11 protein-coding genes and 3 tRNA genes are annotated in these 12,644 nt (G+C 46.4%); 2 read left to right on the forward strand and 12 right to left on the reverse strand.

Annotated features, from left to right (window positions below):
- Positions 1–8 precede the first annotated feature (8 nt).
- From B3K91_RS11215 to B3K91_RS11230, 4 genes are all read right to left on the reverse strand, one after another.
- Positions 9–85 (reverse strand) — tRNA-Met (locus tag B3K91_RS11215).
- A 6-nt stretch (positions 86–91) separates the two neighbouring features.
- Positions 92–168, reverse strand: a tRNA-Met gene (locus B3K91_RS11220).
- 57 nt (positions 169–225) lie between these two features.
- A tRNA-Leu gene (locus B3K91_RS11225) sits at positions 226–314 on the reverse strand.
- A gap of 49 nt (positions 315–363) precedes the next feature.
- Positions 364–1,695, reverse strand: coding sequence for an MBL fold metallo-hydrolase (locus B3K91_RS11230; protein ID WP_214079473.1), 1,332 nt, complete (start codon positions 1,693–1,695; stop codon positions 364–366).
- A 98-nt stretch (positions 1,696–1,793) separates the two neighbouring features.
- Between B3K91_RS11230 and B3K91_RS11235 the strand changes: the two genes are divergently transcribed.
- Both B3K91_RS11235 and B3K91_RS11240 read left to right on the forward strand, forming a co-directional pair.
- Entirely contained in the window at positions 1,794–3,164 is a 1,371-nt protein-coding gene (locus B3K91_RS11235; RefSeq protein WP_292590412.1) for a sodium:glutamate symporter, read from the forward strand.
- Between the two features lie 271 nt (positions 3,165–3,435).
- Complete coding sequence (locus B3K91_RS11240; protein WP_214061351.1) at positions 3,436–3,588, forward strand: hypothetical protein; 153 nt, start codon at positions 3,436–3,438, stop codon at positions 3,586–3,588.
- 273 nt (positions 3,589–3,861) lie between these two features.
- Here the strand turns inward: B3K91_RS11240 and B3K91_RS11245 are convergent, their stop codons facing one another.
- From B3K91_RS11245 to B3K91_RS11280, 8 genes are all read right to left on the reverse strand, one after another.
- On the reverse strand, positions 3,862–4,707 hold the full coding sequence (locus tag B3K91_RS11245) for a class II fructose-bisphosphate aldolase (protein ID WP_214060876.1): 846 nt from the start codon (positions 4,705–4,707) through the stop codon (positions 3,862–3,864).
- Position 4,708: 1 nt separating this feature from the next.
- The gene (locus B3K91_RS11250) at positions 4,709–6,166 is read right to left on the reverse strand and encodes an FGGY-family carbohydrate kinase (protein ID WP_292590407.1); all 1,458 of its coding nucleotides are present in this window, start codon (positions 6,164–6,166) and stop codon (positions 4,709–4,711) included.
- Positions 6,163–7,119, reverse strand: coding sequence for a 1-phosphofructokinase family hexose kinase (locus B3K91_RS11255; RefSeq protein WP_214061569.1), 957 nt, complete (start codon positions 7,117–7,119; stop codon positions 6,163–6,165). Before B3K91_RS11255 ends, B3K91_RS11250 begins: the two co-directional genes overlap by 4 nt.
- Entirely contained in the window at positions 7,103–8,071 is a 969-nt protein-coding gene (locus B3K91_RS11260; RefSeq protein WP_214079476.1) for a sugar-binding transcriptional regulator, read from the reverse strand. The genes B3K91_RS11255 and B3K91_RS11260 overlap by 17 nt, the downstream gene beginning before the upstream one ends.
- 3 nt (positions 8,072–8,074) lie before the next feature.
- On the reverse strand, positions 8,075–8,911 hold the full coding sequence (locus B3K91_RS11265; protein WP_214061455.1) for a carbohydrate ABC transporter permease: 837 nt from the start codon (positions 8,909–8,911) through the stop codon (positions 8,075–8,077).
- Positions 8,908–9,774, reverse strand: a complete 867-nt coding sequence (locus B3K91_RS11270) for a carbohydrate ABC transporter permease (protein ID WP_292590404.1) — start codon at positions 9,772–9,774, stop codon at positions 8,908–8,910. The genes B3K91_RS11265 and B3K91_RS11270 overlap by 4 nt, the downstream gene beginning before the upstream one ends.
- A gap of 67 nt (positions 9,775–9,841) precedes the next feature.
- Positions 9,842–11,083, reverse strand: coding sequence for an ABC transporter substrate-binding protein (locus B3K91_RS11275; RefSeq protein ID WP_214061453.1), 1,242 nt, complete (start codon positions 11,081–11,083; stop codon positions 9,842–9,844).
- Between the two features lie 641 nt (positions 11,084–11,724).
- Positions 11,725–12,644 (reverse strand): MFS transporter (locus tag B3K91_RS11280; protein WP_292590402.1); only part of this gene is annotated, 920 nt, incomplete at its 5' end.

Here is a 12,644-nt window from a genome sequence, read left to right on the forward strand (position 1 = left end):
TAAATGCTTGGTGGCGGCGGTCAGAATCGAACTGACGACTCTGCGGGTATGAACCGCATGCTCTAGCCAGCTGAGCTACACCGCCTCATAATGGTAGCGGGGACAGGATTTGAACCTGTGACCTTTGGGTTATGAGCCCAACGAGCTACCAAACTGCTCCACCCCGCACCGGGTATCTATTATTCTCAATATTTCTATATGAATGACCTGCTTTTCCTGCTTCCATGGTGCCGGGGATGGGAATCGAACCCACACGGAGCCCTCGCTCCAACGGATTTTAAGTCCGTTGCGTCTGCCAGTTCCGCCACCCCGGCAACCGTACACTATGATAACACCAGTGCATTTCATTGTCAACCGCCGGATTCAGAGCTCGACTGTCTGAAGATTCGATGGTATCTGAATCTCAAACTCATACTGGAGTTCTTCTGCAAGGTTTTCAAGAGCGCCTTCATCACCGTGAACATAGATCAATTTCTCCGGTTGCAGTCTTCTGGGGAGCTCAAGAAGCTCCTGGTAGTCTGCATGCCCAGAGAAGTTGAAGATATCTATGTTCTTAGTTCCAATCTCAACCGTCTCTTCTCCCAGGGCGACTTGTTCATCGCCTCTCTTACTTGCTTCAAGCACCCTGTAACCATCTGATTCCGGACTCTGATAACCCATGAAGAAGATTCCGTCTTTGCTGTTTGACAACATCTGCTTGGCGAAGATATAGGATAGAGTATCTTCAACAAGCATTCCGGCCGAAAGGACAAGGAGCGCCGGCTCTTTCGAAAAGAGCAGTCTCTCAATGGCCTTGGGTGCCACAGTCACATTTTGCTGGAAGTTCTTCATGAACCACTTTCTATCCTTGTCGCTAATGCGCTCGTAATTGCTCATGTAGAGATTACTGAGTGAGGCTACCATTCCATTTGTGTATATGGGAACGGAGGGGATCTTGTTCTTTTCCATCAGCCTTAGAAGCATGTAGATTGCTTCCTGGCCTCTGCCAAGGGCAAATACAGGCATGAGGACCCTGCCGCCGTTTTCCAGTACGCGTTTCACTGACTTGCTGAGTCTTTCAATTTCGCTGTACCTTGTTAGAAGCTGATTTTCTTTCGAGCCGTAAGTTCCCTCTGAGATAAGGGTTTCCACCTTTTTTGGTAGCTGGGCCGGCGGGATAGTAAGCTGCTGCGAAAGCGATATGTCTCCAGAGTAGAGAATTCTCTTTCCCTTATGCTCAAGAAAGATCGAGGCAGCTCCCATTACATGACCCGCTGGGTAGAGTGCCACGTCCACTTCATTGTCAATTGAGTACCTTTGAAAATACTCCATCGGAAATATTCTTCTCTTCAGCTCGTTAACTTCGCCGTGACTGTATAGTATAGGTTCAACGCCGTCTTTGGCGTTCTTCTTCTTCATTACTTCGACTGAGTTCTGAAGTATTCTTAGAGCTAAGCCCTTATTCTCTTGAGTCATCAGGATTGGCGCATTTGGCCATCTTTGAGATATGTAAGGTAGAGAAGAGAGATGGTCGTAGTGGGAGTGGGAGATCATTATCACATCTAGATCGTTTATGCTGTCAATTTCAGGTAGCGACTCGTAGCCTTCCTTTACTGGGTGTCTGCCTGCATCAATCAGGATATTCTTTCCGTCCAGACTAAGGAGATAGGAATTCGCGCCTATCTCGCGGCCGCCACCAAGCGGCGTAAGTGTCATTACAGTTTCCTCCTTCTTTCTACAATTCTAACAAAAACCAGGAAAATTAACTTGAACCGTATTCTGATACAATTGCTTTGTCAAAAAGGGGTGATCTCATGGAACAAGACTGGACTATTATACTCGACTTCGCTTACCTTTCCATCCTTATAGGTGTCGCTTCCGTTCTGAAGAGGTTGATTTCTCCCTTAAGCAAGGTTCTCATTCCAAATGCAGTTATTGCCGGTTTTCTCGGGATTCTCTTGGGGCCGGAGGTTATGAAGATAATCCCCTTCTCTTACGATAGACTTGGAAACCTTGTCTATCACTTGATGGCAATTGGCTTCATCGCGATCGCGCTGAAGAGGACGAGACGCTCCACTACTAAGTCTTCTGTCAATACCGGCTTTCTTATCAGTATGTCTTATGCTCTTCAGGGATTAGTGGGGTTCATCATTGGTATCGCACTTGTAGGATTGTTCTTCAAAGATCTCTTCCCACCCTTTGGTCTTCTATTAGCTCTGGGATTCGCTCAGGGCCCTGGACAAGCCTATTCGCTGGGTAGTCAGTGGGAAGCGCTGGGCTTTACAGGCGGGGGAGCCGTGGGCTTGAGCGTTTCAACATTAGGCTTTCTCTGGGCAGCATTTGGAGGAATTGTTATGCTGAATACGATGGTCTACAGAAAAAGGCAGATCGGTATTCAGATTGAAATACCTAAGTTGAAAAAGAGAGTCGAAGCAATTATTAAAGACTTCGAATTTTCAGACATCGACGGTTTTACAATCCAGGCTCTGGCTGTGGGAATCGTATATCTCATCACTTACCTATTCTTGAAATGGTTCACGGGCTTGATCGGCGGGCTAGGTACGTTCGGAGAGACGTTCGCCCAGGTTTTATGGGGCTTCCATTTTGTGATCGGAGTTCTTTTCGCAATGGCCTTCAGAGCGATATATGAGAGGGTGAGGAAGTCAGAGAAATATGAGATCGAATATATGAACGACTTCCTACTTCAGCGTATCGGCGGGGGTGTGTTCGACTTCATGGTAGCGGCGTCGATCGCTGGGATCTCTTTCTCAGTCATACAGGAGTACATTTGGCCGGTAATAATTCTCACCTCGGTAGGCGGACTCTTCATTGCCGGCTACACGATCTGGTTTGGAAAAAGGATTTACGAGAAAGCGCCTCTGGAACACATAGTAACATTCTTCGGAATGCATACCGGTACACTCTCGACCGGGATGGCGTTGCTCAGAGAAGTCGACCCGACATTTGAGACGGGAACCGCCGAAGACATGGTTTTCGGAAGTGGGCTTGCGTTATTCTTGGGCATTCCGATGCTGATACTGCTTAACATACCTATTCTCGGCTACAAAACCGACCAGCCTATATACTACCTGTATTTCATTCTTGGTCTGGTAGCTTATATCGGGGCGATGTACTTCTTCTGGTTCAGAAAAGCAAAAGTCCGGGGAAAACAGAAGACAAAGTGAGCGATGTGAAGGGCCAAGGCTAAGAGAAGCGTCTGGGGACGCAAGGCTTCGGCAGGAAGCGATTTGAAAGCCAGTTTGCTTACGCAGGCCAGTCAAAAGGTGAGAATCATCGCCGCCAGTGAAGGATTCGCGGGAAGAGCCGTTGGCCGCTTGAGAGAAAACGCTGAGCGCCACACAAGTGAAAATAGGGACTGACGGGTCCTGACGTCTGTCCCGTTTTTCGCGATCTGTCCTCAGAGACCAACACCCTCCTCCCTCAAGGGAGGAGTTAATGTCACGTTATCAGGAGCCACACACAGTATATGTTGTCAAGGGAGAAGGAGCACCATATGATTTCTCATCAGCTCCCCAACTTATGGATGATGATGAGTTCTCGAGAGAGGACTTAAGAGCGAAGATAGGGATTAGAGAGAAAGATCTTTGACGAGAGCTCCATTAACGAGAAGACGAGAGATAGAAGCCAGTCTGAACTCTTAAGACCGCATTAGTCATTCACCGAGAAACGACCCTCGGCTCTCCTTCTCTTTCATACTACCTGCCGCCCATACCCCCGACCCCGTCTCTATCCCTCAATTCCGTAACAAAGGGGCCTTTGGTTTAGAGATCCCGATCTCATTGTGCTGAATCTGGCATTAATAGTCCGGAACGCTTTCAAGTTCCTCATCCTAGATTCAGACGAAGATTTCCAGTTTAAGAACTAGACTCTGTTACCGCTTCCGAGGAGCTCAATCTTTTCCTTGACGGTCTCTTTGACTCTTGGTGCGGCCATCTTCAGCAAAGTGAGCTGATCTTTTAGTTCTTCGTTGTTCTTTAGAATCTCTCTTATGCCTTCGGTGAAGACGGTCTTTAGTCTTGTTCCTATGTTAATCTTAGAAAAGGCGGTTGTGGCTATGTATCGAAGATCTTCACTAGACGCGCCGCTTGAACCGTGAAGTACTAACGGAACAGGCGATACTTTAGATATCGCGTCCACTAGATCGAGATGGATATTGGCTTCCTGTTTCTGCATGCCATGAACAGTGCCTACAGCGACAGCAAGAGCATCAACGTCTGTTTGTTCGCAGAACATGACTACATCTGAAGGATCGGTAAGTATTTCGACGGCCGATTCCCCCTCTTCACCCTTGGCGACTCGTCCCAACTCTGCTTCAACTGAAACGCCAAATGTTCTAGCGACTTTGACCACAATTTTGCAGTTGGCAATATTCTCTTCAACGGGTAGCATCGAGCCGTCGTACATCACTGATGTGAATCCCGCATGGATAGATCTGAATATAAGCTCAAGGCTGCTCGCGTGATCGAGGTGAGCAACGACAGGTATATCAACCCTTGATGCAACATCTTTGATAAGAGCCGCAGCAAGCGTCGGTCCCCAGTGTTTCATACAAGTTCCAGCGGCCATAAGTATAACGGGCGATCGGGCTTCCTGTGCGGCTTCTACAATCGCAACGAGGTCTTCGTAGAGATGAAAGTTAAAACCAGGTACTGCATATTTCTTCTCTTGCGCATCTTTAAGAACATCTGTAAGTGATACTAACGGCATATTATCCCTCCTGAATGTCTATCCTTTTGCTTATTTCTATTGCCAGATACTCTTTCATGTTTTTCTCATAAATCTCTTTCAGCGGTTCGGCTAACTGCTTGTCTGGATGAATATCTTGCGGTTTGAGAAGGTTTACGCATTTCTCAATAACCTCATCGGCTCCAACACCATGAGCCGCGGCGAAAGCTCCACCCAGGGCGGTCAATTCGCTTGTAGGCAGAACCCAAACCTCTTTTCCGAGCAGTGAGGCCTTGTATTTCATAAGCAGGTTATTGAGACTTCCTCCTCCTCCGCTGATGATTGGCAGCTCTTTTTTCGTAATCTTTTCGATACTATCCACGATTCGCTTGCTGATCGAGGAAAGGTATATGTAAGCTGATTGCATCAGCTGCTCTTTGTTCAAAGAAATAGGCATTTCAAGGAGTGTTATTCCCTGTAATCCTTCCCCTACAACGAGATCGCCATTCACAAGGAAGAGCGGTCTTGAATTCAGCTGGCCAAGTTTTTCAATTTCCCTGTTCAGTCTCTCGTACCCTTCTTTCGTAGCATCAGTTTGGGTCAGATCCATTAGAGATTGAAGCAGCTTCCCGTAGTATCTAACGTTGCTTTCGATGTAGTACTGATGATCCTCGTATGCTATTCCTACCGTTCCGCCCGGCATAAATGGACCGGCGAAGTCCAGCGATTCGGCGGTACCGGAAACAACGGCGGCAATTACGGAGGCCGAACCCATTGAATCAAAGAGAAATTCCTTTCCATGCGCAAATGCCTGTGCAGCGTAGAGTCCTGTGATATGATCGTGACCTGCACTTACCAGGGGAACTCCGGATTTAGTTTTCCCAACTGGTTCTCCAGTATATGCGAGGTCGCCCATCGTTTCTTCGCTTTCTCCGATGTGGTTGATTAATGGCGAGTTCCATTTGCGAGAGTGTATGTTGACCATGAAGGATCTGCACGCCTGGCTCATATCCCAGACAGGCTCGCCTCCCAGTGAGTAAGCAAGATACGAAGAAACCGGCAGCCAGTTCTCTACTCCTCCTAGCCTGAAGACTTCCTTCTGAAGAAGTATTTTGTAGAGCGAGAAAGTGTAACTATTCTCCACCCCTGTAATTCTGTAAGGAGCCAGATTGTCAACCGATTCTCTGTGACTTTCCCAGAGGCTGTAAGTCGATCTGTCGTACCACATCACGGGTTTTGCCAGGGCCTCTCTCTGCCTAACCGGGATAACCGTCTCTCCAAAGCTGGAAAAGGCTATGGCCGCCAGAGAATGAAGCTTCTCAACCTTTCCAATTACGCTTTCGACGTATGACCTGGTGATTTCTAGATCTAGAAACTCGACGCCGTTCTCTCTATTCTTCGGAGTCGTCCAATGTAGCACTTCCAGGATCCTTCCATCTTCTCCAAGAACCAAACTCTTGATGTTCGTCGTTCCAATGTCTATCCCGAGGAAGACATTCATAGCACCACTTCCGTAACAATTACGTCGCCGATTACCTTTTCTACATCAGAGTATTCGAAAATCGCGGCTCCATAGTGCATGGTATTTGCGGCGCCACAAGCGGCAGCCATCTTCAGCGCCTCTCTGTTCGACATTTTCGCTTCTTGACCATATATAAGTCCGGCGAAGAAAGAGTCGCCCGATCCAACTGAGAAGTCAGAAAATACCTTCATCGATCTCGCATGAAGCTTTTCGCTTTCCGAGAGCCATATACTGCCCATTTTTCCATTCGTGATTATGAGATTTCTGATAGAATGGTCCTTCCTGAAATCATCCATTGCCTTGTAATCGTCTTTATTGATTCCGAAGGCTACCTTCAGCTCATCGGCGTTGATTTTTAGGAGTTCAGGTGAGGCTGTCACGATCTTAGACAACCAGGAACCAGCAATGTCCACTTTCAGGCTGCAACCGGCCTCTCTGGCAATTCTCACGAGTTGAAGAAGGGAACCGTTCTCGAACCCTCTCGGGGCGCTGCCTGAAATGACGAGGTTCATACCCGGTCTTACGTGGCCCTTGAAGAACTCCATAAAACCCACTATCTCGTTCGGCTTCATAAAAGGTCCAGGTTCGTTTATCATAAGCATTTTGTTTTCGTACTCATAAACCAGGGCAGTGTTAATCCTGTTTGAGTCTTCTATCCAGAAATTCTCGGTCACTATTCCCAGACGGTTACACTCGTTTTCAATTATCGTTCCAACCTGTCCACCAAGTATGTTTATGCAGAAATACTCGCTGTGTCCTAGAACCTTGGACAGTACTCTCGCAATATTGAGTCCCTTACCGTCCACGAGTGTTACTACTTCGTCTCCTCGTACTACGTTCGGGATCTCTGTAGGATTCTTGAGAATAACCCAGTGATCATAACAAGGATTTAGGTTAAGGATACAAGTATCGATGTTATTCTCCTCCTTCATCGTAAACAATGTATTCTTTCACAAACTTAGCCGTGAATTCATCTGTTATAAGGACATCTGCAAAACCGCCTCGAAGCATTCCAACTAGACCGTCTACTTTGTGGTGACCGGCAGCGACAATGACTCTCTCTCCGGCATTAAGGTATTGATCGAAACTCAGATTGATACAGTTGTTCAGGATCTCTTTCTCGAACCTCTTCCCGTTTATATCGTAGTAATGAGTCAGAATGTCGCCTACGACATTGCACCTTTCGAGTTCGTCTGCATAGCTCACGTCTAGCAAGTTCTCCCTGAACATAGGAGATCTGGCTATAGAGTAACCCACGCTGCAGATTATGATATCCAGGGAGTCCCAAAGTCTCTGTATGTTCACGTACTCCAGGGATTGCTTCGTGTTTTCCAGCTGATGGGCATTCTCAAAGATGAAGGGCAGATACATTGGAACCGCCCTTGCCGATAGCCTTGTGGCGAAATTCTGTACTATATGGTTGATGTTAAACCTCTTATCGGCCAGCCTTGCCGTGCCGCCCGATAAAGGAATTAGGTGCCAGTCGGGTCTTTCTAGCTTCTCTATCGATTCGGCAACGGTGAAGATTGTGTTGCCCCAGCCAAGGCCAATATTGAGAGGCTTTTCGGGCAGTGTTTTGAGATACTTGTAGACTTCTCTTGAAAGAGCTTTCAGAATCGTCTTTTCATTTCTGGCGCCTCTGGCAATGAACATCTTCTTCAGACCGTATTTCTCGCTGAAGAAATCCTCGTATTCCTTTCTAACGGATGACTTTACTGAAGGTTGCTCAACTTCAATATGAACGATTCCTCTTTCTTGCGCCATCTTGAGGTATTTGCTAATCTGTACTCTCGAAACGCCGTACTTATTAGCAATATCCTTCTGAAGCATCCGCTTCACATAATAGTCGGTCGCAACTTCGAAAAGCAGTTCATCGCTAATCATCCATTACTCCTTAACAGACCCACTAACCAGTCCAGTAATAAAGAACTTCTGCAGGATCATGAATATTATAAGTGGCGGAATCGTTGCAAGTATCGATCCTGCGAACAGTGGGCCCCATCTAGTCTGGTACTGGCCCACGAAAAGCTGAAGAAACGTTGGAATAGTCTGCTTTGATTTTGTTGTGAGTATTGACATGGAGTACATCAGTTCACTCCAGGAGAACAAGAAGGCGTAGACTCCAACTGCCGCTATTCCCGGGAGAGTTATCGGCAATATGACCTTTCTGAACGCCTGGCCAAAGGTGCAACCGTCGATTTTCGCAGCTTCTTCGAGCGATTTCGGTATCGATAGGAAGAAAGTTCTCATGAACATTATCGAAATTGGAGTCGTAAACGGCAAATATGACAGTATGAGGCCGGTGTATGTGTTCAAAATGCCGAAGTTGTTAAGTGTCTTGAATATCGGCAAGAGAAACACGACAAGCGGAAGCATCTGGAAGACCATCACTCCCGCCAGTAATGGTCTCTTATACCTGAATTCATATCTCGCAAACGCATATGCTGGAAACAGGCCGATCAATATAGAGAAGAACATCGTTCCCGTTCCAACGATAACGCTGTTCTTGAAGTAAGACCAAAAATTCATGTCGGCAATCTTGTCGAAGTGCTCTCTCGTTGGTTCGAAAATGAAGTACTTAATTGGATAGGCATAGATATCCGGATAGGTCTTTATCGCGGTAAGGATTAGCCAGACAAAGGGAAAAGCTATTACCACCGACAGAAATACAAGGAGCGAATAGGTGATGCCCTTCTTGACTTTCTTCTTTGTACTTCTCTTCATCTTGCTTCCTCCTTTGTAATGTTTCTCAGGAAGACGAATGCGATAGCAAATATTGCAATGAACAGGATATTTGAAAGTGCAGCGGCCTTGTTGAATTCAAGGAATCTGAATCCAAGTTTGTATATATAGGTCACAACAGTCTCGGTGCCGTAACCGGGGCCACCTCCTGTCATTATATATATAAGGGGGAAGTAGTTGATCGTCCATATTATTGTCAGCATAAGAGTTGTCATTATTACCGGTTTCAGTTGTGGGATAGTGATTCTCCAGAATCTTTTGAGGGAATTGGCTCCGTCAATCTCGGCCGCCTCGTAAAGATCCGGCGAAATCGTTTGAAGACCTGCCAGGAAGAACATTCCAGAAAGGCAGAACCCCTTCCAGATATTCGCGATGATTACCGACATCATCGCCATGTTCTCAGAGCCCAGCCAGGGTATGTAATCGTTAATTATGTGCAGTTTGACAAGGACATCGTTAAGTACTCCATACATGTCGTTATACATCCATTTCCACATTACTCCTGCCACAATATCCAGTGTGGCCCACGGAAGAATGAGAATGATACTTCTGAAGATAATCTGGCCTCTCGTCGATTCATTTAGAAGCAGGGCAACCAGGAGTCCCAAGAGAAGCTGTCCAAGAACGCTTCCTACTACCCAAACTACCGTGTTAGCCATGGCTCTGCCAACTACAGGATCGGTGAAGACTCTAGAGTAGTTCTGAAGTGTGAACTTACCCTCTTCAGTTGTGAAACTGCTATAGATATTTGAGCCTATAAGGAAGATGAAGAGCAAAACTATGATCAAAAGATAAGGCAGTATCATTTTGAACGCTGTCTTCTCTTCTCTTGTAAGTCTACTCATCTGTTTTCAACCCTTTCATCAGGGATTATTAAAGGGGCGGGCTCTTGCCCGCCCCATGGAAAGTTTATCACTTGCCAAGTATTGCATTGACTTTTGCTTCAGCAGTTTTCATTGCTTCTTCAGGAGTTGCTTTTCCAAGAAGCACATCCTGAATCATGATCTGAATCTGTTCAGAAACCTGAGGATATTCGGGAATCGGAGGTCTTGAGACTGCGTGTGGGAATGTCTCAAAAATGACCTTCCACTTCGGATCCTGAAGTACCGGTGCGTCAAAACACACGTCCTGTCTTGAAGGCATTGGGCCGCCCTTAGCTTCGATCCAAGTCATCCAAGTCTCGTAGCTTGTCAGGTACTTCGCGAGTTCCCATGCATTATCCTTGTTTTTACTTGCGGATGGGATAACCAGTGCCCAACCACCGAGAACACTTGCGGGTGTTGCTCCATAAGGGTGAAGAGAGACGGTGTAGTTTCCAACAATACCGGGATTGGCCGTCTCTATGAGCGGGAAGGACCATGGTCCGCCAACAGCCATTGCAACTCTGTTCTGAGCCATCATGTTTCTGTAGTCGTCTTCGTTATAAGTAACTGCATTGGGGCTGACGCCATAAGTGAGGGCGAGGTCAGTGTAGAACTTGAGAGCCCTGAGACCTTCGGGGGTATTGAACGCAGCTGCGGAGTAATCGTCAGTAAGAAGCTGTCCGCCTGCACCGTAAAGGAATATTATGTATGCAAGTGTTGTGTGCTCGGTTTTTGTTCCGCTTACTCCGTAACCGAAAACTCTCTTACTGGCGTCCGTCAGCTTCATTGCCTGAAAAACAAGTTCTTCCCACGTTTCCGGTGGGTTGTCTCTGTCAAGTCCTGCCTGATCGAACATCGTCTGATTGTAAAGAAGGAGTCTGCAGTCTGTGTACCAGGGAAGACCGTATCTCTCTCCATTGTGTAGAACTGTTGGCCACAGGTTCGGCCAGATTTGCTCAGTTCCGTCCCAGGAATCTAGGAGACTGCCCATTGGTTCCAGCCAGCCCCTTTCCGCGAACGTTGGAACCCATCCGCCCAGATCGGCAAAAGCTAGATCCGGTCCTTGACCACCCTGGAGAGCAGTCAGGAGCTTGTCGTAGTAAATGTCAAAGCCAAAGAGCTGTACTTCAACCTTCATTCCAGTTTCCTTTTCGAACTTTCCTACAATCATATCCCAGGTTTCGTCAAGCTCAGCAACTTGGCCGCCAATCCAGATGTTGATTACCTGGGACACTCCGGTGAACGCTAAGACGACTAGCATCAATAAGACCAATAGCGTAGACTTTCGCATGCAAGAACCTCCCTTTTTTTGAAGTCAGGTACATATGTAACTTACTTATGTAACTATTCAATTCTACAGTCTATAATCTCACAAAACCAATTCGAGTGTGAACGGATCTCGCCTGACTAGAACCAATCTAGATTGAATAGATGCAAGAAACTCATCTCTAGTCAAGATTCTCTTCGGAAATGCAAAAAAGGGACGAAGGCTTTAAGAGCCTCTGAACGCTGGAAAGATCCGCTGTTTGCTAGAGAGAACACGATGAACGCTGATGAAAACCGCGTTGACCTTCAACGGCTTACTGTCCTCCAGGAGACCGGACCGGACCGCATTACGCAAGACGCAAGGCTGTTGTAGATAGCGCCAGATCGAAATGCCTGCAAAGAGAGAGATTTAGGAACAAGATCCTGTGCTTGGAGAGCATCGTATTTACAGACACTCTACGAAAAAGGTGTAGTGCCATATTCAAAGGAAGGAAGCAGAAGAGGAACCTTGAAAAGTATTCTAAGTTATGCACAGATTGCATTCAGCGAGTAATCTTATATGTGCATTTTGGTTTGATGATCTAGGTAAATAAGATGAAAAAATCAAAGAAACTGTTATACATACACTTCTACATAGAGAACTATATCTGGCGTAAGTGTTAAGGATTATCTATGACAATAAATCGGAGGCGGAGAAAAGAAAGCTGGAATGCTTGCTGTCAAGGAGAAAATCGTCATGATCAAAAGAATTTCCGAATAACCCGAAAAATAATCGTAAGCAAACCCAAAGGGTAAGGGTCCCAAAGAGGAACCGATGACCATTGCCGTCATAGCAGTACCCCTGATTGTTCCCTGATACTTCCTGCCGAAATAATTGGGCCATATAACATTGTTACTGACTGATTCAAAAGCCATAAAAACGCCGTGCAAAGCGGCATAAACAAGAAGAATCTGTTGACTCGTTCCCAGGAGAAGAATTAAGAGGTTGACTCCATAAACCAGATAACCGATAGTTTTGATGATGTGAATTTTGAATCTGTCCACCATGAACCCTGCTACAAAAGTCATCGGAAACTGTACCATCGCGATAACACTCAGGATGAGAGCGGCAAAAGTGGGTGTAAAGCCTTTTGTCTGCATGATCGAAACCATGTGAAATGTAACCCCGGTATTGATCATGGCTGGAACGCTCGTACAGTACATCATGAACCAATAAGCTTTCGTCTTCATGGCTTGTCTTAAAATCCATGGATTATCCTGAAAAACGATCCTTTTGGGTTTGTCCTTTTTCTTCTTTTCTTTAGTCTCTTTTGATGGTTTCCCATCAGGTGTTTCGCCCATATCTTCTGGTTTGTCCCTTACTAAAAACCAGCCAACGGGAAGCATAACCAAAAGCAAAGCTAACGACCAAACACGCCATCCGGTCTCTGCTCCAAAACTTTGAATCAGCCAGTTGTTTGCCGGGGGGAAGAAAGCGAAAGACGCAACACCACCAATCCCCATAATGCTCAACGCCTTTCCGCGATGGCGAGAAAACCACTCGGCAACAAGCGTTGAAGGCAGTAGTGTGCCAAGAAGGCGAAGAA

The organism is Mesotoga sp. UBA5847 (assembly GCF_002432735.1).
GTDB lineage: Bacteria > Thermotogota > Thermotogae > Petrotogales > Kosmotogaceae > Mesotoga.